Raw genomic sequence first — 24,086 nt, 5'->3', positions numbered from 1 at the left:
ATTGTAAACGCTTTTTACTGCGCTTGCCGATCTGGCGATCGCAGGCTGAGGATCTCTTTCAAATTCCAGCGTTTGAGATGACCGATATATTCGATCGGCTGTTGTGCGTGCCAGGCGGATACATCCCCCTCACGCAGATGCAATAAATCCGCCGGGCTAACCCAGTTTGCCTGGCCCGCCAGCAACTCAATTCCGGCATAGCGGTAACCCGCCAGCACAAATTCCGAACAGAAAAAACGGTCAGATTCAGGATTTTCCTCATCGGCCAGTTGTACATTAGCCAGTATCGTCAGACAGTTGCTGCGCACCTGCTCATTTACCAGCGGTAATTCACACACACGACGCGACACCATAAAGGGCATAAACATCACAATCCCTTTAAAGTTGTATTTTTTACCCTGTTGCAGGTCGGAAAACTCGCGCAGCCGTAGCGTTTGTTCAGCGGTGATGCCCGGTATGCGTAAAGCCAGCAGATTATTACTTTCGGCAATCGCGCGATCGAGGGGGATAATGTTGACCCCACTCCCCACCGCTTCGGCAACTCGCTGATCACCCAGATAAATAGCCGCGTGGCTGACGCCCGTCAGGGTAAACAGACGAATCCCCCAGGATTGCAGCGAGGTGGCTGATGAGAGCAGCAGATCGCCGGGTTGCAGTGCATCGGCAGCGATCAACGCAGAAGGATGGGTACTGACAGACTGAAATTTCAGGGGAAAGCCCTGTTGATGTTTTGGCGCGGTACTGCAACCGGCCAGCAGGCAAATAACCAACACGAAGAGTTTCATAGCACATCATCCATGATTGAAAGCCAGTTCCGTGGCGATGCTCTACTATAGTTCAGTGTTCTGTGCAAAAAAAGTACAGCGTTAGTTATCCTCGTCACATAACGCGTGTGCCGGATGATGGGGTTTACCGGCCAGATACGCCTGACGGAAGCGCGTGAAATGCTGTTGTAACGCATCGGCAGCGGCGACGTCACCAGCCTGCTCCAGCAATGCAGCGGCAACTTCTGCGGTGCAGTGCTGACCTTCGCCATGTGCTTCACGCAGCGTGTAACGTGACGGGCTGGTCACATTCAAAGACATCACCGGGAATGTATCCAGCCAGGGGCTTTTGCGGAACATTTTGCGTGCCTCAGTCCAGGTGCCGTCGAGCATAATAAACAGCGGGGGCTTGCCGCTGCGTGGCGGCTCCGTCAGCACGGTGCGACCGGTATCGGCATAGGACGCGGGGAACACGACCAACGGTTGATAATCGCTCATCTGCACCGCTTGTAATAATGCGGCGTCGGGCTCGGTACGTGACCAGCCAAATGCCAGCGTATCCGGCAGGATATCGGCGATCAGACGTCCGGTATTACTGGGTTTCATCGGTTCGGTATCAAACATCACCAGACAAAAACGGCTGCGGGCGGTTTGCGGCTGTAATGTGGCGCATACGCAATGTTGATGCGGCAGGAGACAACCCTGACAGCGGATAACCCGATTGCCACGGGCCAGAAACGGACGGGTAGCGCGGGCAAGACGTTGCGTGCGCAAACGCAGGACGGCATTTTCAGACATAACACTCAGGCGGGCAGCAAAAACGTAATTGTAATGGAAATGCCGCGCAAAGGTAATATGGCCAGCACCCGGCTGGCCACGGAGGGGATCACAGCGACTCGTCGAGCCATTCGTTGAACGGTGCTTTTGGCATCGCGCCGTTCAGCATGTCGACCAACTCGCCATTCTTAAACAACATGATGGTGGGAATGCTGCGAATACGGAAACGTGAACTCAGCGCTGGTTCGGCTTCTGTGTTCACCTTCACAAAACGCACCTTGCCGCGCCGCTCATCGGCGACATCTTTAAATACCGGTGCGAAGTTGACGCAAGGCCCACACCACGGTGCCCAGAAATCGACCACCACGGGCAAATCGTCCTGCAAATATTTATCCAGCGTCGCGGCAGTCGCGCTCACCACTTCGCCGTTAAACAGCTCACCGCCGCAGCGGCCACATTTGGCTCCATCGGCAATGCGTGCTTCGGGCACGCGGTTGGTTGCCTGACAGGAGGCACATACCGTATTCATAGTTACCTCAAACCGGATCTGTATATTTATGATTGCCGAGCATTATGAAAGGGTTGAATGCTATGCTCAATCTGGATTGCTCGATAGGTTCAATAGTTGATAGCTAAGCGCCGACACATCAGGTAATCTTCGCGCTCTCAATGCTGGAGGAACAGATGAACGACGAAATTAAAGGCAAAAGCGGCAAGGTCAAAGTGATGTATGTACGTGGTGAGGATGAGGGCCAGAAAGGCTCGCGTGCGCCAAACCCCCGTACCGGCAAAGGCGGCCGTCCTGCTGCGCGCCAGGAAGAGAATCGTCGTTCTGGCCCCCGCACTGGACGTAATAATGAAGAAGGCGGTCGCGGTGCGGGTCGTCGCAGCGATCGCGGCGATGATAATCGCAAAGCACGTAGCTTCGAGGATTCACCGTGGCGCACCGTTTCACGCCCACCGGTAGCTGAAAACAACGCGCTGGAAGAGGGTAGCGTCAGCAAGCCTGCTATCGATCCGGAGCAGATTCGCCGCCAGCGTCAGGAAGAGACGCGTGTTTACGGGGAAAATGCCTGCCAGGCGTTGTTCCAGAGCCGTCCCGAGAGCATCGTCCGCGCCTGGTTTGTCCAGAGCGTGACGCCGCGTTTCCGTGAAACATTGCGCTGGCTCGCCGCCAACCGCAAAGCCTACCATGTGGTGGACGATGCCGAGCTGGCGAAAGCATCAGGAACTGAACATCACGGCGGCGTGTGTTTCATCATTAAAAAACGCATGGGGATGGCGGTATCTGAGTGGTTAAGCCAGGCCGAAGCCAAAGATTGTGTACTGGCACTGGAAGATGTCAGCAACCCGCATAACCTCGGCGGCATCATGCGTAGCTGCGCCCACTTTGGTGTGAAGGGGCTGCTGGTGAATGATGCGTCACTGCTGGAATCGGGTGCCGCAGTGCGTACCGCAGAAGGTGGCGCGGAGCACGTCCAGGCAATCAGCGGTGAAAACTTCTCCGCCGGTCTGGAAGCCTTCCGCAAAGCAGGCTACACCATCGTCACGACCTCCAGCCATGAAGGTACGCCGCTGGCAAAAGCTGAGCTGCCAGCCAAAATGGTGCTGGTGCTGGGCCAGGAGCGTGAAGGGCTGTCCGACAGCGCTTTCCAACAGGGTGACATGAGCCTGTCGATTGGCGGTACCGGCAACGTAGAAAGTCTCAACGTGTCGGTAGCAACGGGCATCCTGCTTGCCGAATGGTGGCGACAGAACGCATAAAAAAACGGGCCATTATGGCCCGTTTTTTTTGGCTTAGTGTGCACCACCGCCGCCACCGCCCGCCCCAAAAGGTGGACGTGCGAACCAAATCAGCACCAACAGAATAAGAAACACCCCGGCCGAGGCCCAGAAAATCTCGTTGGCAGAGATAATCAGCCCCTGGTTGGTGATCTGCTGTGCGATATACGCTGATGCCTGCTGATGGGTCATGCCAAGACTTTCCAACTGATCGTACATCTGCTGCGAATTGGCGTTATACGGATTCACCGATTCCGACAAATAGCTGTGATGCATTGATTCGCGATCGGTCCACATGGTGGTAGTAATCGACGTCCCGATGGAGCCAGCCAGTGTACGCACAAAGTTCGACAGACTGGATGCCGCCGCCATGCGTTCTGGTGGCAAGCCCGACAGCGTAATGGTGGTCAGCGGCATAAAGAAGCATGCCACCGCGAAGCCCTGAATAAACTGCGGCCACGCCGACGCACCAAAATCCATCCCCGGCTCAAAGGTATACGCGCGCCAATAGAAGCACACCGCATACATAATAAAGCTGAAGGTCACCAGACGGCGCATATCCAGCTTATGAGCAAAGCGACCAATGATCGGCGACAGGATTACCGGAATAATCCCCACCGGCGCGGAAGCCAGCCCGGCCCAGGTTGCGGTATAGCCGTACACTTCCTGCAATAGCTGCGGCAGCAAAACAATTGAGCCGAAGTAGAGCATATAGGCAAGGCTTATCGACAAACACCCGATGGTGAAATTGCGCGATTTAAATAGCGAAAGATCGACAATCGGATGGTCATCCGTCAGTTCCCATACCAGTAGCACCGCCAGGGCTACGACCGCGACAACGGTTAACGTGATGATTTCAGTGGAACTAAACCAATCCAGTTCTCGGCCACGGTCCAGCATGACCTGCAAGCAACCAATACCCACCACCAGCAGCACCAGACCGACCATGTCAATCGGGCGGCTGGCCGTTTGTGTTTCCCGACCGCGCAAGGTTTGTAGCGTCAGCATCACCACCACCACGCCAATCGGCACGTTGATGAAGAAGATCCAGCCCCAGTGATAGTTATCGCTAATCCAGCCACCGAGAATCGGTCCACAGATCGGTGCCACGATCACCGTCATTGCCCACAACGACAGCGCCACGCTGCGTTTTGCGGGGGGGTAGTTGTTCAGCAACAAACTCTGCGACAGCGGAATCAGGGGCCCAGCCACCACCCCCTGGATGACACGAAAGAAAATCAGCATCGACAGACTTTCGGAGACACCACAGGCAAAGGAGGCGAGGGCGAACAGGATTGTCGCCCAGGTAAACAGCTTCACTTCACCGACGCGTTTCGCCAGCCAACCGGTGATCGGAATCGAGATGGCGTTTGCCACCCCGAAAGAGGTGATCACCCAGGTGCCCTGGGAGTTAGAGGCACCCAGGTTCCCGGCGATAGTGGGAATCGCCACGTTGGCAATCGTCGAGTCGAGTACCTGCATAAACGTCGCCAGCGACAGGGCGATGGTCATCAGGACTAACGGCGCGCCTTCAAGCGGTTTTTGTGCCATAACAGCCTCCCGCGTTATCAGCCGGCGTTGGCACGAACGATGTCAGTAATCATCTGGTTTACTGGCGTCAGGTCAATGGCCAGCGCATCGCTTTCATAAGCGGCCTGGCTACGGACGCTGCTGGCAAGTGTTGCGCCATCCTTATTGGAGGTATCCACTTTGACCAGCGTTGACAGGCCGATACGCAGCGGATGTTCTGCCACTTCTTTCGCATCCAGCTCGATACGTACCGGCAGACGCTGAACCACTTTGATCCAGTTACCGGTGGCGTTCTGTGCCGGCAGCAGGGAGAAGGCGCTACCGGTGCCCATATCCAGACCTACCACCTTGCCTTGATACACCACATCATCACCGTAGATATCACTGACGACCGTCGCCGGTTGGCCAATGCGCACGTCTGCCAGTTGGGTTTCTTTGAAGTTCGCATCTATCCACAAATTGGTGGCAGGCACCACTGCCAGCAGTGGCGTGCTGGTGGAGATTTGCGAGCCAACCTGCACGCTACGACGGGAGACATAGCCATCCATCGGGCTGCGGATCTCGGTACGTTGCAGTGCCAGCCAGGCATCGCGCAGTTCAGCGGCGGCCTGTTTCACCGCCGGCTGGTTTTCCAGTGAGGTGTTGAGGATCATCGCCTGATTCGCGTTGTACTGCTGCACTGCTACGTCGAGTTGCGCTTTAGCGGTAGCCACGGCGTCGCGCGCGTGTTGCAGTTCCTCACGGCCAATCAGGTTGGCGGCACCCAGCGGCTCACGACGCTTCAGGTCTGCCTCGGCCTGCTCCAGCGCCGTTTGTTGCAACTTGATGGTGGCCTGATCCTGCTTGCCATTGATCATCAACTGATGTGTCTGACGTACGCTGGTAGCCAGTGCAGTCTGCGCTTTTTCAAACGCCTGTTCTGCATCGGTTTTATCGAGTGATACCAGCACGTCACCTTTCTTCACGAAGTCGGTGTCATCAAACCACACTTTATTGACGCTGCCAGACACCTGCGCCATCACCTGCACCTGATTACCTGAGACATAAGCATCGTCGGTTTCCTGGAAATGACGCAGCACCAGGAACCAGTAAGCCAGATAGGCAATACCAATAATGACAAACACGATAGCCAGCAGGATAAGCGCACCTTTGCGCTTTTTCTTTTTATTTGCTGGCTGTTGCGGGCTTTGATCTGCCGCTGTCGCACTCATGTTATTCTCCACGTTTTCCATTTTTTCGGGATGTGTTCATCCATCAACACGGGGTCCCGAGTCGAAAAAAGCCAGCGCTTGTGACGCTGGCCGGATAAAAAGGGGATTAAAATATCGGTTTCGACAGGTGATTGTGTCGCACTTCTTGCTATTAGCGTGACAGGGAGGCGATGAGTTGCTCTTCATCCATTTTGTCGAGGCGGTTAAGCAGCTTACGGGTAATCGCTTCCAGCTGTCCTTGCTCGTCTGAGGAGAGCGACGACCAAAGATATTGCAGGCTCTGGTGCTGCGGTGGCAGCAGCTGGCGTAAAAATTCGTTACCTTTCTCAGTCAGATGCAGATGCAGGCAGCGACGGTCGTTGTCACTTTCACGACGCTCAATCCAGCCACGTTTTTCCAGCTCATCAGCAATACGCGTGGCGTTGGTACGGGAAGATCCGAGAGCAGAACTCAGTTCAGAAGGCTGGATGCTCTGATTTTCCTGCGCATCGAGGGTGATCAGCGCCATGAATAAGGTTTCGTTAATTCCCTGCGCCTTCAACATTTTGTTGCGATTATCCAGCAGTTTGCCCTGCATATGCATGCACAGACGCGTCAGGATGATCTCCTGCAATGGAAAATCTTTATGGCGAGTAGCACGGATGTTTAGCATCTGCTCTATGGGAGTAAACGAACTTTCCATTCTAAAAAAACCTCACTAGTTGCAACTGGTATAGTAATGGTGGTGACAGATTAAGCGTAGTCATAATTCCCGCCAGTGATTGTTAGCACGATCACACTGTCAGCACCCGGCGATTCCAGGTCATTCCCTGACCCTGGGCGTGTTGCCCGATCCAAGGCTACGGATGCGCAGGCATTGGATGCTATCAATTCGCCTCGCGAAATCTTTTTACAGTTGAATAATTTCGCGAGAAAAAATAACCATGATGAATAACTCTCTGGCTAACCATAACAAACCCAATCATTGATGAACAGTATTGCTCATCGATTAGGTCCGGTCTTTACGTTTTCTAAACACTTTCGTAGCGCGCATTGCGCCACCAAATCAACAGGTTAATTGTGGTGAGCAGCACACCGGCTCCACAAACGCCATACCAGCCTGCATGATGAAATGCATTCGCCGAGATGATTGAACCCAGCGCACCACCGATAAAATAACTGGTCATATAGCCGGCATTCAGGCGGTTGCGCGCCTCTGGTTTATGACGATAAATCACGCTTTGGTTAGTGATGTGTACTGCCTGCACCGCTAAGTCGAGCAGCAAAATACCGATAATCAGTGCCAGCAAATGGTGTGCCCCCAGCGCGGTTACACCCCACGCCGCTAACATAATCATCAACCCGGTGCTGGTGGTCAGTTTGGCTTTCCCTTTATCAGCCAGACTACCGGCCTGACGTGCCGCCAGTGCCCCTGCGGCACCCACCAGACCCAGCAGGCCAATCTCCCCTTCATTAAAACCATAAGGTTGCGCTGATAGCAGGAACGCCATGGAGGTCCAGAGCATGCTGAAATTGGCGAAAGAGAGGCAGCCGGTTAACGCGCGGGTACGTATCACCCGGTTAGCGGCGTACAGGCTGAAGATGGAGCGTAACAACTGCGGGTAATTAAGTGGGACATCCTGCTTATAGCGTGGCAGATAACGCCACAGCGCCAGTGCCATCAGGATCATCAATACGCTGGCGGTCCAGTAAACGCTGCGCCAGCCAGCCAGTTGCGCCAGCGCACCGGCGGCGGTTCGTGCCAGCAGGATACCGAGCAATAAACCGCTCATTACCGTTCCTACTACTTTGCCGCGTTTCTCGGGCACTGCGAGGGTGGCCGCAAGAGGCACCAGAATTTGTGCCACGACAGAAAACAGCCCGGTCACTACCGTGCCCAGCAGCATTAACGGCAGGGAAGGGGAGAGCGCGGTGATCATCATGCCACCGGCCGCGAGCAGGCTCATAGAAACAATCAGGGCACGCCGTTCCAGCATATCGCCGAGTGGCACCAGCAACAGCAGGCCACAGGCATAACCGAGTTGGGCGGTGGTGACGATAAAGCCGGCGAGGCTGACGGAGAGATTAAATTGGTGGGCGATGGTATCCAGCAGCGGCTGGACATAGTAGTTGCTGGCGACGGCAAGGCCAGTCGCGACCGACATCAGCGCGACCAGGGCAGAACTGAGGCCCTGATGGGAAGCATTCATAGCGTCATGAGCAGGCAAATAATCATAATGGGTTAATAGTAACCCAAAAAACTATTTCATTGTTGTGTTAATTAACAGGACGTACCAGTACGCTATAGCGTCCGAATCGATTGGGAAAACCAGGTCGCCCTCTGTAGCGGCGCGATTTGCCGCGTGACTTTAGCTACTGATGGCCCTCATCCCGACCTTCTCCCGCAAGCGGGAGAAGGAAGTGTGCAGTATGTGGGCCCGGTGATATTTACTTCGCCGCAGCCAGTGCGTCCTGCACCCACTTATCAAACTCGGCCTGATGACCTTTGATCCAGCCATCAACGTGACGGTTGATATCGTCTTCAGAAGACTGACCGGCATGCATGGCAGCATTTTCCGCATTGATGTCGGTGATTGGCAGTTTCATCTCGGCAAACAGTTTCGCCGCCGCTGGGTTTTTCTCAGCCCAGGCTTTGTTGGCAACGATATGCATGGTATTCACCGGGAAGCCGTAGTTGGCACCGTTCGCCAGCTTGGTATCGACATTTTTCTGCTCGCCCGGCAGCGATGAGAACGGCACCTGCAACCACACCACATCTTTACCCGGCTTCAGCACGTCGCTCACCCAGTAGGGGGTCCAGGTGTAGTACAGGATCGGCTTACCCTGCTTAAAGCGAGTGATGGTGTCGGCAATCATTGCCGAGTAATTCCCTTGGTTGTGCTCCACCGTCTTGCTCAGACCGTAAGCGTCAATCTGGTGGTTAATCACGGCCTCGCAGCCCCAGCCTGGGGTGCAACCGGTCAGGTCAGCTTTGCCGTCGCCGTTAGTATCAAACAGCTTCGCCAGCTTAGGATCTTTCAACTGGGCAAAGTTGGTGATGTGGTACTGATCCGCTGTTTTTTTGTCGATCAGGTAACCCTGTGCCGCACCGGTTACATAAGTCCCTTCGCGGTAAAACTTCTGGTCGCCACCGGCGGCCTTATACATATCATCATGCAGCGGCTGCCAGTTGACGGCGGTAAAGGTAGCATCGCCTTCGGCAATGGTGGTGTAGCCAACGTTGTAGTCCACTTCGCTGGGTTTATCGACGGTATAACCCAGTTTTTCCAGCGCGCGGCTCACCAGCAGCGTCTGAAACGTTTCTTCTGAGATGGTGCTCTGCACCGGTTTAACGGTGATGCCTTTACCCGGCAGGTCGGCGGCGGACACATGCGTCACGGCGAATGTCGTCAGGACGGCAGCGAATAGGGCTGTCTTGCGCATAGTCATTCCTTATTTTACGTGTGGCGTCGGAGACGGGCGGCTACAGTGGGCCGCCCAAATGAATCAGGGCTTTTTACTGAAAGGGCGCATCAGCAGGCCAACCGGGCCACTGCTGTACCAGTGGCGATTGCCACGGCTGCGGCTGTCGCGACCCACCGATTGGGTCAGACGATCAAGAATAATGGCGAGGATCACGATACCCACACCGCCCACGGTGGCGAGGCCCATATCGAGGCGACCGATACCGCGCAGCACCATCTGGCCAAGACCACCGACGGCGATCATCGAGGCGATCACCACCATCGACAGCGCCAGCATCAGCGTCTGGTTAACGCCAGCCATAATGGTTGGCATCGCCAGTGGCAGTTGCACTTTAAATAACATCTGACGCGGGCTGGCACCAAAGGATTCACTGGCTTCGATCAAATCTGCCGGAACCTGTTTAATGCCGAGAATCGTCAGACGTACAATCGGCGGCAAGGCAAAGATAATGGTCACCACTACGCCCGGCACGTTACCGATGCCGAACAGCATGACAATCGGCACCAGATAGACGAAGGCTGGTGTGGTTTGCATCGCATCCAGCAGCGGTCGGATGATGCGCGCTGCGCGTTCGCTGCGTGCCAGCCAGATGCCGAGCGGCAGACCGATAATGATGCAGAACAACAGGGCGGTGAGCACCAGCGCCAGCGTCACCATCGCTTGTGACCAGGCACCAATTGCGCCGATCAACACCAGCGAAATCAGGGTCGCGATACCCATTGCCGGGCTGGCGATCTGCCAGGCGATCAGCGCGAACACCACCAGCGCGACCGGCGCAGGCATACCCAGCAGCAGTTGCTGGAAGGCACTGAGGATATAATCCACCGGCACACGGATGCCCTGGAACACCGGACGGAAGTGGTTTACCACCCAGTCGATGCCGTGAGTTACCCAGCTATCGAGCGGGATCAGCGTCTTATGGAACGGATCCAGAATATTGAAATGTTCCGGCTGCGGCGCAGGTGCGCTGCTTAACCAGTCGCTGTTGCTGGCGGCGTTGCTGGCGGCCTCATGCGTGCCGGGGCTTGCCGGTGCGCTGGCCCCGGTTGACCAGGGATCGGTTGCGCTACTGTCGGGAGTGGCCGCCTGCGTAGTCTGACTGGCGCTATCCCACGGATTGCTATTTTGTTCACTCATTATCAGGCTCCTTCACGGTCTAAAGCGCGCAGCAGCGTGCTTTTCGATATCACACCAACATACTGATTTTCTTCACCTACCACCGGTACGGCACAAGGTGCCTGCGCCACATGGGAGAGTAGATCATTCAGTGAGGTGTCCGCCGGAACCGCCGGAATATCCAACAGCGCGTTGTCCAGACCCTCGCCTGCGGCCAGAGCCGCTTTCAGCGAATCGGTTGAAACCACGCCAACAAATTTTTGTTTTTCCAGTACATAGCCAAAATCGCGATCTTCATCCTGCAACAACTTGATCGCAGAGCGTGGGCCAAGACCCGCCGCTTTACGGATCAGCGCACCCGCGCTGCGTCGCGCAATATCTTTGGCGCTGAACACATGGCTGATATCGACGCCACGGAAGAAGGTTCGCACATAATCGTTGGCTGGATTATTCAATATTTCATCCGGTGTGCCGACCTGGACCACTTCACCGCCCTGCATAATGGCAATGCGATCGCCAATACGCATCGCTTCATCGAGATCGTGGGAAATAAAGACAATGGTACGTTGATGTTTTGCCTGCAATTTTACCAACTCATCCTGCATTTCAGTACGAATAAGCGGATCAAGTGCAGAGAAGGCTTCGTCCATCAACAAAATATCAGGATTGATTGCCAGCGCACGGGCTAATCCGACGCGCTGACGCATACCACCGGAAAGTTCATCCGGGTATGCATGGGCATAATTCTCCAGTCCGACCTGACGCAATGCTTCCAGCGCTTTTTCCTGACGCTCCTGCAATGCTACGCCCGCTAATTCCATGCCGAAGGCGGTATTATTTAATACCGTCAGATGTGGCATCAGAGCAAATGACTGGAATACCATGCTGATCTTATTTCTGCGCACTTCGCGCAGTTCGGCGTCGGATATTTTGGCAATATCGACGCCATCAATAATCACCTGGCCGCGTGTCGGCTCGATCAGACGATTGAGAAGGCGAACCATGGTGGACTTACCTGAACCTGAAAGCCCCATGATGACGAAGATCTCGCCTTCTTCAATGGCCAGACTGGCATCTTTTACGCCGAGAGAGAGTCCGGTTTTCGCCAGAATTGCCTCTTTACCCTCACCGCGTTCAATATGTTTAAATGCCCTTTCCGGGTGATCACCAAATATCTTATATAAATTCTTTACTTCGAGTTTAATTGCCATGCAGTAATTAAATTCCTGGTTAATTGATGTTTCGCTATTTCTTGTTGTGGCCCTGGTTAAAATTAAGCGGCCTATACCGTAACATAATGAGATTATCTGACAACCCTTAAGGGTGATATTTGGCTGGCGGTGATGGAGAGAATGGCGAGAATTTCCAGTGCTCACAAGGGATAAGCAAGGATCAATTTTTTCTCAAATTCAGGCTGAATTTCTGTGCTTCTGTCGGTTTTATTTATCTGAGTGGCGATAAATCGTGCTTTATCAGGCGATATATGGACCATTGCAAGGAAGAAAAAATGACAGCCTGATGACGATGTAGAGGCGAAATAACGGGGAAATAACCAGCAGTGAACAGAGGAAATATCGGGCTGAGGCCAGCCCGATATGAAGCGATTAAAAGTTCCAGTCTTCGTCTTCTGTTTCGACCGCTTTGCCCATTACATAGGAGGAGCCGGAACCGGAGAAAAAGTCGTGGTTTTCATCGGCATTTGGCGACAAGGCAGAAAGAATCGCCGGGTTCACTGTTGTGAGTTCCGCCGGAAACAGCGCTTCGTAACCGAGGTTCATCAGCGCTTTGTTGGCGTTGTAGTGCAGGAAGGTTTTCACTTCTTCCGCCCAACCCACATCGGCATACAGCGCTTCGGTATAAACAACCTCGTTTTCGTACAGCGCCAGCAGCAGCTCGATGGCGAATTGCTGCAACTCTTCACGGCGGGCATCATCGACATTTTCCAGCGCTTTCTGGTACTTATAACCGATGTAATAACCGTGCACCGCTTCATCGCGAATAATCAGACGAATCAAATCCGCCGTATTGGTCAGCTTGCCACGGCTTGACCAATACATCGGCAGCCAGAAGCCGGAATAGAACAGGAACGATTCGAGGAACACGCTGGCAATTTTCTTCTTCAGCGGGTCATCTGCGCGATAATGCTCCAGCACGATTTTCGCTTTATTTTGCAGCGCCTCATTCTCCTCACTCCAGCGATAAGCGGCATCAACATCTGCCGTGTTACATAGGGTGGAGAAAATCGAGCTATAGGAGCGGGCGTGAACCGCTTCCATAAAGCTGACGTTGGACAGTACCGCTTCTTCATGTGGTGTCAGCGCATCCTCCATTAGCCCCGGTGCGCCAATCACGTTCTGAATGGTATCGAGCAGCGTCAGTCCGGTGAACACGCGGATGGTCAGCTGTTGCTGCTGTTTATCCAGTGTCTGCCAGGCGGGCAGGTCGTTGGACAACGGCACTTTTTCCGGCAGCCAGAAGTTGCTGGTCAGGCGGTTCCACACTTCGAGATCTTTCTCGTCCTGGATACGGTTCCAGTTAATCGCTTGAATTTGATTTAGTCGCATAGTTTTCATCACAGCGCGCAGGAGACGCAGCCCTGCACCTCAGTGCCTTGAAGCGCCATCTGGCGCAGTCGAATGTAATAAAGCGTTTTGATGCCTTTCTTCCACGCGTAGATCTGCGCTTTGTTGATATCACGCGTGGTGACGTCATCACGGAAGAACAGCGTCAGAGAAAGTCCCTGGTCGACGTGTTGGGTCGCTTCGGCGTAGGTATCAATAATCGCTTCCGGGCCAATCTGGTAGGCATCCTGATAGAAATCCAGATTATCATTGGTCATAAACGGGGCTGGATAGTAAACACGGCCGGTTTTGCCCTCTTTGCGAATCTCAATCCGTGACACGATCGGGTGAATGCTGGAGGTCGCGTGGTTGATGTATGAGATCGAACCGGTGGGCGGAATCGCCTGGAGATTCTGGTTATACAGACCGTGCGTCATCACCGCTTCACGCAATGCCTGCCAGTCAGCCTGGCTGGGTAGGGCAATGCCAGCATCAGCAAACAGTTGCGCTACCCGTGCAGTACGCGGTTGCCAGGCCCGTTCGGTGTACTTGTCGAAGTACGCGCCGCTGGCATAGGTGGATTGTGCAAAACCATCAAAACTCTGTTTACGCTCCTGTGCCAGCAGGTTAGAGGTGCGCACCGCATGATAAGTGACACAGTAAAAATAGAGATTGGTGAAATCCAGCGCCTCTTGTGAACCGTAAGCCATGCCTTCGCGCGCCAGATAGCCATGCAGGTTCATCTGACCAAGACCAATCGCGTGTGAACGGCGGTTGCCTTCAGCCACCGAGGGCACCGAGTTAATCTCGCTCATATCCGACACGGCTGTCAGGGCTCGCACCGCGACTTCCACGGTCTGCGCCAGATTGCGTGAATCCATCGCATGCGCGATGTTGAGCGAACCCAGGTTACAGGAGATATCTTTGCCGACACGGCGATAACTCAGGTCGTCATGGAACTCGCTGGCGCTGTTGACCTGCAAAATCTCCGAGCACAGATTGCTCATATTGATGCGGCCGGCAATCGGGTTGCTGCGGTTGACGCTATCCTCATACATGATGTAGGGATAGCCGGATTCGAACTGAATCTCCGCCAGCGTCTGGAAGAAATCACGCGGCTGAATAAAGGTTTTGCGAATGCGGTCGTCGGCCAGCATCTCATCGTAATGTTCGCTGATGCTGATGTCGCCAAACGCCTTACCGTAGATGCGTTCCACGTCATACGGCGAAAACAGCGCCATCTCACGATTTTCTTTTGCCAGACGGAAAGTGACGTCCGGGATCACCACGCCGAGGGACAGCGTTTTGATGCGAATTTTCTCGTCGGCGTTCTCACGCTTGGTATCGAGGAAACGCAGGATATCCGGGTGATGGGCATTCAGCCACACTGCGCCCGCACCCTGACGTGCTCCCAGTTGGTTAGCGTAAGAAAACGCATCTTCCAGCATCTTCATAACCGGAATCACGCCGGAAGATTGGTTCTCGATACGCTTGATCGGTGCGCCGGACTCTCGCAGGTTCGACAGCAAAAATGCCACGCCGCCGCCACGTTTGGAGAGCTGCAATGCGGAGTTCACCGCACGGCCAATCGATTCCATATTGTCTTCGATACGCAGCAGGAAGCAGGAAACCAACTCACCGCGTTGCTGTTTACCGCAGTTCAGGAAGGTGGGCGTTGCAGGCTGGAAGCGACCGCTCAGCATCTCTGCCAGCAGTTCGCGCGCCAGGGATTCGTTACCGCGTGCCAGCGTTAGCGCCACCATGCAGGCGCGCTGTTCAAAGGTTTCGAGGTAACGCTTGCCGTCAAAGGTTTTCAGCGTGTAGCTGGTGTAGAACTTCCACGCCCCCAGGAAGGTATGAAAACGGAAACCCCAGGCATCGGCTTCGTCGTGCAGCTGGCACAGGAAGGCGAAATCGTACTGATTCAGTACCTCAGCTTCGTAGTAGCCTTCAGCCACCAGATAGCGCAGGCGTTCCGCCGCAGAGGCGAAAGGCACGGTATTGGGCGCAACATGTTGCAGGAAAAACTGATGCGTGGCTTCGTGGTCTTTATCGAACTGAATGCGGCCATCGGCGTCATACAGGTTCAGCATCGCGTTCAGGGCGTGGTAGTCAAGTCCTGCGCCGTTGAGGGTGTCTGTCGTTGCCAAAATTGGGTCACTCCCGCTTTTACATTAGCGATATCGTCGGGGGTTCCCATCAACTCAAAGCGGTAGAGATAGGGAACCTGACATTTCTGCGCAATGATGTCGCCTGCCAGGCAGAATCCCGCTCCGAAGTTGCGGTTGCCGGCAGCAATCACCCCGCGGATACCGCGTCGGTTAGCTTCATCATTGAGGAATTGGATCACTTGTCCGGGCACCGCCCCTCTGGCACTGCCGCCGCCATAGCTCGGCACCACCAGAATGTAGGGCTGGTCGATATGCAGGCGCTGCGTGCTGTCGATGGGTATTCGTCGTGCAGGCAGGCCCAGACGTGTGATAAATCGGTGCGTGTTTTCCGACTGGCTGGAAAAGTACACCAGTGGAAACATCGCCTTATCCCCCGACAGCAGCGAGCTGGCGCAGGCTGGCGATTTTATCGGGACGGAAGCCGCTCCAGTGATCATCGTGAGTCATCACCACCGGCACCTGGCGATAGCCAAGGGATTTGAGGTTGTCGATAGCTTCAGGCTGAGCATCGAGGTTAATCAGTTGGTAATCGATGCCATTACGGTCCATGGCATTTTTTGTTGCATTGCACTGGACACAATTGTTCTTGGTGTAAATAATAATGCGCATGATTCGTATTTCCCTCTTGGTATGGTCAGGATGCGAGATACGAAGCAAAAAATCCTTTTGCTGCGAGCCTCATCCTTGCCGACATCTGGTAGTGAACTGATGAAGCAAATACTAGATGTAGTGGTTGTCGTGGTCAAGCCCACTATATATATGGGTTTGTGATTTGAAGCCTCAGAATTGGCTTAAGACCAGGGATCATGCGCCTTTGCGAGGAAAAAAAATTTTTGTGAAGGGTGAGGGCGGGGTGACTAAGACAAGCACTGCTGCAAATTTGAACAATGACCGGACCGTAGCGGCGCGATTTATCGCGCAATAAATCGCGCCGCTACGGGATTACAACGTGGATTAGCGGCGCGAGACCAGCAGCGCACCAATCACCAGACCGACCGCGGCACCAATGCCGACACCGTGCCAGGGTTTATCATGTACATACGCATCAACCTGGTAACTCGCGTCACGCGCGGCCTGGGAAACCCGGTTGTTACCGTTCAGTTTCGCGCGTGTCTGTTTCAGCAGCGATTGTGCTTTACTGCGTGCGTTTTCCACTTCATCTTTGGCTTCGCTGCCGTACGATTTCAGCAATGCTTCCAGCGAATCAGCCAGCTCGTTCACATCCTGATTGATATCAGAGGCCTCGTTTTTACTGGTTCGGTTAAACATTTTTCGCTCCCTTTACTTTAAAACGTAAGACTTAGTGTAGACGAATCGCGATCAAACGCAGATTTTCTCCTGACTTTCGGGACAATTCCGGATGTCCCGTTTTTCCCCGCTGTGTAAAGTTGCGCGACTTTTATAACAGAGGAACAATCATGTATTTACGACCGGATGAGGTAGCGAGCGTACTGGAAAAGGTAGGCTTCGAAGTGGATACCCTTACCACCAAAATTTTTGGTTATCGCCGTGGCGAGGACTATGTCTACGTCAACCGCGAAGCGCGCATGGGGCGCACCGCACTCGTCATTCACCCTACGCTGAGAGAACGCAGCCTGGGCTTCGCTGAACCGGCTTTAGAGATGAAAACCTGCGATCACTACACGCAGTTTCCGCTCTATCTGGCGGGCGAAACGGAGGAGCATTACGGTATCGCTCACGGCTTTACCTCGCGTGCATCTCTGAAGCGCTATTTGCAGTGCATCTACGGTGGCTCGAGCTAGCTCCGTTAATTTGCGGCAGCGATGGGAACAATTTGCCAATCTGGCTAAACATTTTTCGCTCCCTTTAAATTAAAACGTAATACTTAATGCAGACGAGTTGCCAGTGATGGCAGGTTTTAACCTGGCTTTATGGAAAATTCCGAATGCCTTGTGCAGCACGGCTGTTGTAAGGTTGCGAGGCTAAGAAGAGAGGAGCAAGCATGTATTTACGACCAGATGAGGTAGCGCGCGTACTGGAAAAAGCAGGGTTCGAAATGGATACCCTTACGCCCAAAATCTATGGTTATCGTCGTGGCGACAATTATGTCTACGTCAACCGTGAAGCCCGCATGGGGCGTACGGCCCTGATCATTCATCCCACGCTGAAAGAGAAAAGTCTGAACTTTGCTGAACCGGCATCAGAAATGAAAACCTGCGATCATTATACGCAGTTTCCTCTCTATCTGGCAGGCGATAACCAGGAACATTACGGTATCCCGCACGGCTTTAGTTCGCGTATTGCGCTGGAGCGCTATCTGCAAGGTGTCTTCGGCGGCTGACGCTGCGCCCCGCCATCGCGGGGCCGCACCCTTCCAACAAAATCCTTACCTTTTGCCACGTTGCATTTCGACGCGCTGGCGCGTATAACCCTGTATCCATGTAGATGTTTAGACGTCCATATGGATAAAAATAATGCAAAGCGAGCAAAATCCTTCGCAGGAAAACTTTAAGCGCACCATGAAAGTACGGCATCTGGTGATGCTGTCGCTCGGCGGTGTGATCGGCACAGGTCTGTTCTTTAATACCGGTTATATCATCTCCACCACCGGTGCCGCCGGTACGCTACTGGCGTATCTGATTGGTGCGCTGGTGGTGTGGCTGGTGATGGTATGCCTCGGCGAGTTGGCCGTTGCCATGCCGGAAACCGGTGCTTTCCATGTCTATGCCGCGCGCTATTTGAGTCCGGCCACCGGTTATACCGTGGCCTGGCTCTACTGGCTGACCTGGACGGTGGCCCTCGGCTCCAGTTTGACCGCCGCCGGATTCTGTATGCAGTACTGGTTTCCGAGCATCCCGGTTTGGGTCTGGTGCCTGGTGTTCTGCGTCGCCATCTATTTGCTGAATATTGTCTCAACGCGCTTCTTTGCCGAAGGTGAGTTCTGGTTCTCGATTATCAAGGTCATCACCATTGTCGCCTTTATCATTCTCGGTGCCGGGGCGATGTTTGGTTTTATCCCGATGAAGGATGGCAGTGCTGCACCTGGCTTGCATAACCTCACCGCATCCGGCTGGCTGCCGCATGGCACGCTGCCGATTTTGATGACTATGGTCGCCGTCAACTTTGCCTTCTCAGGTACCGAACTGATTGGCATTGCCGCCGGTGAAACCGAACAGCCGCAAAAAGCCCTGCCGCTGGCGATCCGCACCACGGTCGCTCGTCTGATTGTGTTCTTTATCGGCACCGTGCTGGTACTGGCCGCGTTGATCCCGATGGATCAGGCGGGGATCGTGAAAAGCCCGTTTGTGTTGGTATTCGAGAAGATTGGCATTCCCTGGGCGGCGGATATCTTCAACTTCGTGATTCTCACCGCCATCCTGTCGGCCGCAAATTCCGGCTTGTACGCCTCGGGTCGTATGCTGTGGTCACTGGCCAATGAAAACACCTTGCCGCGCTGCTTTGCGCGTGTGAATCGTCGTGGCATCCCGGTGCTGGCGATTACCGTCAGCATGATTGGCGGCCTGCTGGCGTTATTCTCCAGCGTGATTGCCCCCGATACCGTTTTCGTTGCGTTGTCAGCCATCTCCGGTTTTGCCGTGGTGGCCGTGTGGCTCAGTATCTGCGCATCTCACTTTATGTTCCGTCGCCATCATGTGCAGCAGGGCGGTTCGCTGAAAGATCTGGTGTATCGAGCGCCACTTTACCCACTGACGCCGATTCTCGGCTTTCTGCTGTGCCTGTTGGCATGTGTTGGGCTGGCTTTCGACCCATCACAGCGGATTGCGTTGTGGTGCGGGATTCCGTTTGTTCTCTTCTGCTATGCCGCATACCATGTCACGCAACGACGTAAATCATCTCTGAAGGCTGAGGAGGCCAACGATGTGGCGTAACCCGGTAGCGCAGGCGCTATCTCAAACCGATACCCTGATTCTTGATGGTGCACTGGCAACCGAACTGGAAGCGCGAGGCTGTAATCTGGCTGATACGCTTTGGTCGGCGAAGGTGTTGATGGAAAACCCTGAACTGATCTATCAGGTGCACTACGACTACTTCGCCGCAGGCGCCCATTGCGCCATTACCGCCAGCTATCAGGCCACACCGCAGGGCTTCGCGCAACGCGGCCTGGATGAAGCTCAGTCTCGTACGCTGATTCAGCAAAGTGCCGCGTTGGCACAACGGGCGCGTGATGATTATCGCGCAGCATCAGGCACGGCAGCACCGCTGCTGGTGGCCGGTTCGGTTGGTCCCTACGGAGCTTTTCTCGCCAATGGCGCGGAATATCGTGGTGATTACGCGCTGCCAGAGGCTGAAATGAAAGCCTTCCATCGCCCGCGCGTTGCTGCCTTGCTCGAAGCGGGTGTGGATCTGCTGGCGTGTGAAACCTTGCCATCATTTGCCGAAGCGCAGGCGCTGGTCAGCCTGCTGGCGGAGTTCCCGGACAGCAGTGCCTGGTTTTCCTTTACGCTGCGTGACGCAAATCATATCAGCGATGGCACCCCGCTGAACGAGGTTGCGGCGTTGCTCAACGCGGCTTCACAGGTGGTGGCGGTGGGAATCAACTGCGTTGCGCTGGAGAGCGTCACGCCCGCGCTGCGCACCTTGCAGGCGCTGTGCGACAAACCGTTGCTGGTTTATCCCAATTCCGGCGAACAGTACGATGCCACCAGTAAAACCTGGCATTCGGCCCCATCGGGTTGCACGTTGCACGACAAATTCCCCGAATGGCAACAGGCTGGTGCACGCCTGATTGGCGGTTGCTGTCGTACCACGCCACAGGATATCGCGGCGATTGCCGCCTGTTGTCAACCGCAATAAAGCGCAGAAAAGCGCCACTGATAGCGCGATTGAGGCGAGTGAAAAGGGCGGGAGGGCAGTTTAGACTGTCCCTTCTGACTCTGAAGCGGACCTGCTATGAACCTGCGACATCTCCTTCCTGCCTGCGCGCTACTGTTAAGCGGCTGTGCGACCATTGTTGGCACCGAAACGCAATCGGTACGAATCGACTCCGTGCCACAAGGCGCGCGTTTTACCGTGCAGGATGAGACCGGCCATGCCGTGGCGCAGGGCTTTACGCCGCAAAACGTTGAGCTGGCGAAATCCACCGGTCGTTATTTTGGCAAGAAACATTATCAGGTGATGCTGGAAAGACCGGGCTATGTGCCGGTGACGATGCCGATCGAGGGCAGCGCCAATTTATGGTATCTGCTGGGTAATATTCCGTTGCTTGGTTTCCCTGGCTGGCTGCTGGTCGATCCCTTCTACGGTGGCATGTATGACCTGAAGCCAGCCAACCCTAAACCTTTCCTGAACCCAGTGGGCGCGCGCGGTTAATGCTACGCAAGAACCGTAACGGCGCGATAAATCGCGCCGTTACTGGGCGGTTGGTTTCACCATCGCCCCCGGCGTTTTATGCTGCGCCAGGTACTGCTGCTGAAAGATGCACATACGGATGGTGTTGCGGTAGGCGCCGTTGATAAAAAACTCGTGTTTCAGCACCCCTTCCACCTCAAATCCCAGCTTGGTGTAGATGTGGATGGCCTTCTCATTCTCCTGATCGACAATCAGGTAGAGCTTGTAGAGATTCAACACCGAAAATCCGTAATCCATCGCCAGCTTCGCCGCCTGGCTTGCCAGACCTTTGCCCTGATGCGCCGGATCGATAATGATCTGAAACTCAGCGCGACGATGGACGTGATTAATCTCGACCAACTCCACCAGCCCGGCTTTTTGTCCATCATGCTCAACCACGAAACGGCGTTCGGTCTGATCATGAATATGTTTGTTGTACAGGTCCGAAAGCTCAACAAAGGCCTCATACGGCTCCTCGAACCAGTAACGCATCACGCTGGCGTTGTTATCTAACTGGTGCACAAAGTGCAGATCTTCCCGCTCCAGCGGACGCAATTTGACCGTCATACGGCATTCCTTCTTTGACTGAGATGTGGCGAGTATAGCTGCACCAAAGTGGTTGTTACGTTTGCAAACTTGCTCCGTGACGGTGCAGCGCATTTTCGGATCATCCGCGTGCGCCACCGCACAGACTCAATCTCCTTCCTGGCACAGCCATTGCTTTGCTTGTATAGATAAGCCTATACAACTGTTGTTTTTCATCACCTTTTTGACAGGAGTGGAAGATGGGTAAGCCAGTGCAACATGCAGTTCGTGCGTTAACCGTAGCAGTGATGTTAGGAGGCGTGCTGAGCGCCCAGGCAGCCGACACTAAAGTGGCAATCGGGATTTCCGGCTGGACCGGGTTTGCGCCTCTGACCCTGGCCGACAAAGCCGGAATCTTCAAAAAACATGGCCTTGATGTTGATGTAAAAATGATCCCGCAAAGCAGCCGTCATCTGGCGGTGGCATCGGGTACCATTCAGTGCGCGGCAACCACGGTAGAAACCTATATTTCGTGGAATGCAGCCGGTGTGCCGATTAAACAGATCGTCCAGCTGGACAAATCCTACGGCGCTGATGGTCTGGCAACCCGTAGCGACATCACCAGCATCAAAGACCTGAAAGGCAAAACCATTGCGGTTGATGCGCCGGGCACCTCACCCTACTTCTTGCTGGCGTGGATGCTGGATAAAAACGGCCTGACGATGAAAGACGTCCATCTGGCGACTATGGCACCGCAGGCCGCGGCCCAGTCATTCGCGGCCGGGCAAAACGATGCGGCGGTGACCTATGAACCTTATCTGTCGGTGATCCGTAATCAACCGAAATCCGGCAAAATCCTTGCCACTACCCTCGACTACCCGATGGTGATGGATACCCTCGGCTGCACGCCAACTTTCCTGAAAGAGCATCCACAGGCAGCCAAAGCGCTGGTGGCGAGCTACTACGATGCGCTGGAGATGATCAAACAACAGCCAGATAAATCGAACGAAATCATGGGGGCGGCGGTGAAATCCAGCGGTAAAGAGTTTGCCGAATCTGCCAGCTACCTGCGTTGGGCAGGCCCGGAAGAGAACAAAAAATTCTTTAACGGTGAGATCGAAAGCTTTAGCGATGAAGCGGGCAAGCTGCTGTTGCGTGCCGGTGTGATCAAGAAAATGCCGGACGTGAAAAGCCTGTACGACGCCAGCTTCGTGCAGTAATCAGGGAGACAGGAGATGGAGATGAGTAAAAGCCAACCCGTAACGCCACCCGAGGCACTGCCGGATGCGCCACGTCGCTGGCACAATCCGCTGATGGTGCCGTTGAAAGCGATCTCAACCCGGCTGAGAATTAGCCTCGGCGTGGGATTCTTTGTGCTTTTTGTCGCGGTGTGGGCGCTGGTGACCTTCAGTGGCATGGTTTCGCCTACCTTCCTGGCCGACCCGATCACCATGCTGGAGCAGGGCGTATCGCTGTTCACCGAATATAATTTCTCGCTGGATATCGGTATGACGGTGATGCGTGTACTGGCCGGATTTCTGCTGGCGGCGCTGATTGGTGTGCCGCTCGGCATCATGATGGGCGCGTACAAAATGTGGGAAGCCTTTCTCGAACCTTTTGTCTCCTTCTGCCGTTATCTGCCAGCTTCGGCGTTTGTGCCGCTGCTGATCCTGTGGGCCGGTATTGGTGAGATGCAAAAGATCCTTGTCATCTTTATCGGCTCCTTTTTCCAGATTGTGTTGATGGTGGCGGTCACTGTCAGCAGCGCGCGGCGTGATCTGGTCGAAGCGGCCTACACGCTGGGGTGTAGCAATCGCTCGATCGTGCGTCGGGTGTTGATCCCGGGCTCCGCTCCAGGCATTGCGGAGCTGTTGCGGCTGGTACTGGGCTGGGCCTGGACTTACGTCATCGTCGCGGAGCTGATCGGCTCGGAAAGCGGCATCGGTCATATGATCGTCGACAGCCAGGCGCTGTTGAATACCGGGCAAATTATCTTTGGCATCATCGTGATTGGTTGTATCGGTCTGGTGTCGGATTATCTGTTCAAAGTCGCCAACCGGCGCTTGTTTGCATGGAGTAACCTGTGATGAAGCATAGCAAGCTGAATGTACGCGGAGTGGAGCGCGTCTTTACCGGGCCGAAAGGCGAACAGACCCAGGCGCTGCAACCGATTCATTATCAGGTAGAAGAGAATGATTTCATTACCATTCTTGGGCCATCGGGGTGTGGAAAATCAACATTGCTGCGCATTATCGCCGGGCTGGATACCCCCACGCGCGGGGAGATCTGGCTGGATGGACAACCGGTCGATGGCCCTGGCGCTGACCGGGGCATGGTGTTCCAGAGCTACACGCTGTTCCCGTGGCTGACGGTGGAGGAGAACATTCGCTTCGGCCTGCGTGAGCGGGGCTTAAGCACGGCGCAGCAGAAAGAACGCAGCGATTACTATATCCAGCAGGTGGGTCTGCGCGGTTTTGCACAGCACTATCCGCGCCAGCTATCGGGCGGGATGCAGCAGCGTACCGCCATTGCCCGCGCGTTGGCGAACGATCCCAAAGTGTTGTTGATGGATGAGCCGTTCGGTGCGCTGGATAATCAGACGCGCGTGATGATGCAGGAACTGTTGTTATCGGTGTGGGAGCAGTCGCGTAAGACGGTACTGTTTGTTACCCACGATATCGACGAGGCGATTTTTATGGCGAACAAAGTGGCGATTTTCAGTGCCAGGCCGGGTCGCATCAAGCAGGAAGTGGCGGTGAACTTTAACAGTGGACGGGATTACACCATCAAAACCTCACCGGAATTTATGACGCTGAAGGCGGAGATAACTGAGTCGATTCGCAGCGAAACGCTGCAAACGATGGCGCATTAATG

The 24,086-nt window shown here is 54.6% G+C and carries 25 protein-coding genes; 9 read left to right on the top strand and 16 right to left on the bottom strand.

What is annotated here, in order from left to right; translation table 11 throughout:
* Positions 1-14: 14 nt before the first annotated feature.
* From AC6I8N_RS15525 to trxC, 3 genes are all read right to left on the bottom strand, one after another.
* Positions 15-785 (bottom strand): YaeF family permuted papain-like enzyme, encoded by a 771-nt coding sequence (locus AC6I8N_RS15525; protein WP_497829425.1) that lies wholly within the window; start codon positions 783-785, stop codon positions 15-17.
* A gap of 81 nt (positions 786-866) precedes the next feature.
* Positions 867-1,562 carry a tRNA-uridine aminocarboxypropyltransferase gene (locus AC6I8N_RS15520; RefSeq protein WP_497829424.1) on the bottom strand — a complete coding sequence of 232 codons (696 nt, stop codon included), beginning with the start codon at positions 1,560-1,562 and terminating at the stop codon, positions 867-869.
* An 88-nt stretch (positions 1,563-1,650) separates the two neighbouring features.
* A complete protein-coding gene (gene trxC, locus AC6I8N_RS15515) occupies positions 1,651-2,070 on the bottom strand; it encodes a thioredoxin TrxC (RefSeq protein WP_036626502.1) in 420 nt (139 codons plus the stop codon).
* Positions 2,071-2,225: 155 nt separating this feature from the next.
* Here trxC and AC6I8N_RS15510 point away from each other — a divergent pair, with 155 nt between their 5' ends.
* Complete coding sequence (locus AC6I8N_RS15510) at positions 2,226-3,305, top strand: tRNA/rRNA methyltransferase (protein ID WP_021184443.1); 1,080 nt, start codon at positions 2,226-2,228, stop codon at positions 3,303-3,305.
* A 33-nt stretch (positions 3,306-3,338) separates the two neighbouring features.
* Here AC6I8N_RS15510 and emrB read toward each other — a convergent pair whose 3' ends face one another.
* The 12 genes from emrB to AC6I8N_RS15450 all read right to left on the bottom strand — a co-directional run bounded on the left by emrB (position 3,339) and on the right by AC6I8N_RS15450 (position 16,646).
* Complete coding sequence (gene emrB / locus AC6I8N_RS15505; protein WP_021184442.1) at positions 3,339-4,874, bottom strand: multidrug efflux MFS transporter permease subunit EmrB; 1,536 nt, start codon at positions 4,872-4,874, stop codon at positions 3,339-3,341.
* A 17-nt stretch (positions 4,875-4,891) separates the two neighbouring features.
* Complete coding sequence (gene emrA, locus AC6I8N_RS15500) at positions 4,892-6,064, bottom strand: multidrug efflux MFS transporter periplasmic adaptor subunit EmrA (protein WP_021184441.1); 1,173 nt, start codon at positions 6,062-6,064, stop codon at positions 4,892-4,894.
* 151 nt (positions 6,065-6,215) lie between these two features.
* A complete protein-coding gene (gene mprA, locus AC6I8N_RS15495) occupies positions 6,216-6,746 on the bottom strand; it encodes a transcriptional repressor MprA (RefSeq protein ID WP_013510181.1) in 531 nt (176 codons plus the stop codon).
* Between the two features lie 328 nt (positions 6,747-7,074).
* On the bottom strand, positions 7,075-8,253 hold the full coding sequence (locus tag AC6I8N_RS15490) for an MFS transporter (protein ID WP_497829423.1): 1,179 nt from the start codon (positions 8,251-8,253) through the stop codon (positions 7,075-7,077).
* A gap of 238 nt (positions 8,254-8,491) precedes the next feature.
* Positions 8,492-9,487 (bottom strand): glycine betaine/L-proline ABC transporter substrate-binding protein ProX, encoded by a 996-nt coding sequence (proX, locus tag AC6I8N_RS15485; protein WP_021184439.1) that lies wholly within the window; start codon positions 9,485-9,487, stop codon positions 8,492-8,494.
* A gap of 63 nt (positions 9,488-9,550) precedes the next feature.
* Entirely contained in the window at positions 9,551-10,666 is a 1,116-nt protein-coding gene (gene proW / locus AC6I8N_RS15480; RefSeq protein WP_415175346.1) for a glycine betaine/L-proline ABC transporter permease ProW, read from the bottom strand.
* 2 nt (positions 10,667-10,668) lie between these two features.
* Positions 10,669-11,856 carry a glycine betaine/L-proline ABC transporter ATP-binding protein ProV gene (gene proV / locus AC6I8N_RS15475; protein ID WP_021184437.1) on the bottom strand — a complete coding sequence of 396 codons (1,188 nt, stop codon included), beginning with the start codon at positions 11,854-11,856 and terminating at the stop codon, positions 10,669-10,671.
* Between the two features lie 393 nt (positions 11,857-12,249).
* Positions 12,250-13,209 carry a class 1b ribonucleoside-diphosphate reductase subunit beta gene (gene nrdF, locus AC6I8N_RS15470; RefSeq protein WP_084878550.1) on the bottom strand — a complete coding sequence of 320 codons (960 nt, stop codon included), beginning with the start codon at positions 13,207-13,209 and terminating at the stop codon, positions 12,250-12,252.
* Positions 13,210-13,217: 8 nt separating this feature from the next.
* Entirely contained in the window at positions 13,218-15,356 is a 2,139-nt protein-coding gene (gene nrdE, locus AC6I8N_RS15465) for a class 1b ribonucleoside-diphosphate reductase subunit alpha (protein WP_497829422.1), read from the bottom strand.
* Positions 15,305-15,739, bottom strand: coding sequence for a class Ib ribonucleoside-diphosphate reductase assembly flavoprotein NrdI (gene nrdI, locus AC6I8N_RS15460; protein WP_013510174.1), 435 nt, complete (start codon positions 15,737-15,739; stop codon positions 15,305-15,307). Before nrdI ends, nrdE begins: the two co-directional genes overlap by 52 nt.
* Positions 15,740-15,743: 4 nt before the next feature.
* Positions 15,744-15,986: a redoxin NrdH gene (locus AC6I8N_RS15455; RefSeq protein ID WP_021184432.1), complete on the bottom strand. Its 243-nt coding sequence runs from the start codon at positions 15,984-15,986 to the stop codon at positions 15,744-15,746.
* Between the two features lie 345 nt (positions 15,987-16,331).
* Positions 16,332-16,646, bottom strand: a complete 315-nt coding sequence (locus AC6I8N_RS15450) for a DUF883 family protein (protein ID WP_021184431.1) — start codon at positions 16,644-16,646, stop codon at positions 16,332-16,334.
* A 149-nt stretch (positions 16,647-16,795) separates the two neighbouring features.
* Between AC6I8N_RS15450 and AC6I8N_RS15445 the strand changes: the two genes are divergently transcribed.
* The 5 genes from AC6I8N_RS15445 to AC6I8N_RS15425 all read left to right on the top strand — a co-directional run bounded on the left by AC6I8N_RS15445 (position 16,796) and on the right by AC6I8N_RS15425 (position 20,669).
* On the top strand, positions 16,796-17,140 hold the full coding sequence (locus tag AC6I8N_RS15445; protein WP_497829421.1) for a DUF2002 family protein: 345 nt from the start codon (positions 16,796-16,798) through the stop codon (positions 17,138-17,140).
* Between the two features lie 200 nt (positions 17,141-17,340).
* The gene (locus AC6I8N_RS15440; protein ID WP_021184429.1) at positions 17,341-17,679 is read left to right on the top strand and encodes a DUF2002 family protein; all 339 of its coding nucleotides are present in this window, start codon (positions 17,341-17,343) and stop codon (positions 17,677-17,679) included.
* A 133-nt stretch (positions 17,680-17,812) separates the two neighbouring features.
* Complete coding sequence (gene mmuP, locus AC6I8N_RS15435; protein WP_208723758.1) at positions 17,813-19,228, top strand: S-methylmethionine permease; 1,416 nt, start codon at positions 17,813-17,815, stop codon at positions 19,226-19,228.
* The gene (gene mmuM, locus AC6I8N_RS15430) at positions 19,218-20,153 is read left to right on the top strand and encodes a homocysteine S-methyltransferase (protein WP_497829420.1); all 936 of its coding nucleotides are present in this window, start codon (positions 19,218-19,220) and stop codon (positions 20,151-20,153) included. The genes mmuP and mmuM overlap by 11 nt, the downstream gene beginning before the upstream one ends.
* A 96-nt stretch (positions 20,154-20,249) precedes the next feature.
* A complete protein-coding gene (locus tag AC6I8N_RS15425) occupies positions 20,250-20,669 on the top strand; it encodes a peptidase associated/transthyretin-like domain-containing protein (RefSeq protein WP_021184426.1) in 420 nt (139 codons plus the stop codon).
* Positions 20,670-20,708: 39 nt separating this feature from the next.
* Here AC6I8N_RS15425 and speG read toward each other — a convergent pair whose 3' ends face one another.
* Positions 20,709-21,254 carry a spermidine N1-acetyltransferase gene (speG, locus tag AC6I8N_RS15420; protein WP_021184425.1) on the bottom strand — a complete coding sequence of 182 codons (546 nt, stop codon included), beginning with the start codon at positions 21,252-21,254 and terminating at the stop codon, positions 20,709-20,711.
* 266 nt (positions 21,255-21,520) lie between these two features.
* On the opposite strand from speG, the gene AC6I8N_RS15415 reads away from it, so the two are divergent.
* From AC6I8N_RS15415 to AC6I8N_RS15405, 3 genes are read left to right on the top strand one after another with little or no spacing between them, the layout of a single operon-like run.
* Entirely contained in the window at positions 21,521-22,432 is a 912-nt protein-coding gene (locus AC6I8N_RS15415; protein WP_235056588.1) for an ABC transporter substrate-binding protein, read from the top strand.
* A 21-nt stretch (positions 22,433-22,453) separates the two neighbouring features.
* Entirely contained in the window at positions 22,454-23,299 is an 846-nt protein-coding gene (locus tag AC6I8N_RS15410; RefSeq protein ID WP_497829419.1) for an ABC transporter permease, read from the top strand.
* Positions 23,299-24,084, top strand: a complete 786-nt coding sequence (locus AC6I8N_RS15405) for an ABC transporter ATP-binding protein (protein ID WP_021184422.1) — start codon at positions 23,299-23,301, stop codon at positions 24,082-24,084. Before AC6I8N_RS15410 ends, AC6I8N_RS15405 begins: the two co-directional genes overlap by 1 nt.
* Positions 24,085-24,086 lie beyond the last annotated feature (2 nt).

This window comes from Pantoea sp. X-Soil-TKNS-1279, assembly GCF_059730565.1.
This window is presented reverse-complemented; position numbering and strand designations above follow the sequence as displayed.

Bases quoted from the DNA above. Each gene is read 5' to 3' on its own strand.
- mmuP (WP_208723758.1), top strand. From the start codon at position 17,813: ATGCAAAGCGAGCAAAATCCTTCGCAGGAAAACTTTAAGCGCACCATG.
- AC6I8N_RS15525 (WP_497829425.1), bottom strand. From the start codon at position 785: ATGAAACTCTTCGTGTTGGTTATTTGCCTGCTGGCCGGTTGCAGTACC.
- AC6I8N_RS15425 (WP_021184426.1), top strand. From the start codon at position 20,250: ATGAACCTGCGACATCTCCTTCCTGCCTGCGCGCTACTGTTAAGCGGC.
- proW (WP_415175346.1), bottom strand. From the start codon at position 10,666: ATGAGTGAACAAAATAGCAATCCGTGGGATAGCGCCAGTCAGACTACG.
- mprA (WP_013510181.1), bottom strand. From the start codon at position 6,746: ATGGAAAGTTCGTTTACTCCCATAGAGCAGATGCTAAACATCCGTGCT.
- trxC (WP_036626502.1), bottom strand. From the start codon at position 2,070: ATGAATACGGTATGTGCCTCCTGTCAGGCAACCAACCGCGTGCCCGAA.
- AC6I8N_RS15490 (WP_497829423.1), bottom strand. From the start codon at position 8,253: ATGAATGCTTCCCATCAGGGCCTCAGTTCTGCCCTGGTCGCGCTGATG.
- speG (WP_021184425.1), bottom strand. From the start codon at position 21,254: ATGACGGTCAAATTGCGTCCGCTGGAGCGGGAAGATCTGCACTTTGTG.
- proV (WP_021184437.1), bottom strand. From the start codon at position 11,856: ATGGCAATTAAACTCGAAGTAAAGAATTTATATAAGATATTTGGTGAT.
- nrdF (WP_084878550.1), bottom strand. From the start codon at position 13,209: ATGCGACTAAATCAAATTCAAGCGATTAACTGGAACCGTATCCAGGAC.
- AC6I8N_RS15455 (WP_021184432.1), bottom strand. From the start codon at position 15,986: ATGCGCATTATTATTTACACCAAGAACAATTGTGTCCAGTGCAATGCA.
- proX (WP_021184439.1), bottom strand. From the start codon at position 9,487: ATGCGCAAGACAGCCCTATTCGCTGCCGTCCTGACGACATTCGCCGTG.
- emrA (WP_021184441.1), bottom strand. From the start codon at position 6,064: ATGAGTGCGACAGCGGCAGATCAAAGCCCGCAACAGCCAGCAAATAAA.
- AC6I8N_RS15415 (WP_235056588.1), top strand. From the start codon at position 21,521: ATGTTAGGAGGCGTGCTGAGCGCCCAGGCAGCCGACACTAAAGTGGCA.
- AC6I8N_RS15445 (WP_497829421.1), top strand. From the start codon at position 16,796: ATGTATTTACGACCGGATGAGGTAGCGAGCGTACTGGAAAAGGTAGGC.
- AC6I8N_RS15410 (WP_497829419.1), top strand. From the start codon at position 22,454: ATGAGTAAAAGCCAACCCGTAACGCCACCCGAGGCACTGCCGGATGCG.
- nrdI (WP_013510174.1), bottom strand. From the start codon at position 15,739: ATGTTTCCACTGGTGTACTTTTCCAGCCAGTCGGAAAACACGCACCGA.
- AC6I8N_RS15450 (WP_021184431.1), bottom strand. From the start codon at position 16,646: ATGTTTAACCGAACCAGTAAAAACGAGGCCTCTGATATCAATCAGGAT.
- AC6I8N_RS15510 (WP_021184443.1), top strand. From the start codon at position 2,226: ATGAACGACGAAATTAAAGGCAAAAGCGGCAAGGTCAAAGTGATGTAT.
- mmuM (WP_497829420.1), top strand. From the start codon at position 19,218: ATGTGGCGTAACCCGGTAGCGCAGGCGCTATCTCAAACCGATACCCTG.
- AC6I8N_RS15520 (WP_497829424.1), bottom strand. From the start codon at position 1,562: ATGTCTGAAAATGCCGTCCTGCGTTTGCGCACGCAACGTCTTGCCCGC.
- AC6I8N_RS15440 (WP_021184429.1), top strand. From the start codon at position 17,341: ATGTATTTACGACCAGATGAGGTAGCGCGCGTACTGGAAAAAGCAGGG.
- emrB (WP_021184442.1), bottom strand. From the start codon at position 4,874: ATGGCACAAAAACCGCTTGAAGGCGCGCCGTTAGTCCTGATGACCATC.
- AC6I8N_RS15405 (WP_021184422.1), top strand. From the start codon at position 23,299: ATGAAGCATAGCAAGCTGAATGTACGCGGAGTGGAGCGCGTCTTTACC.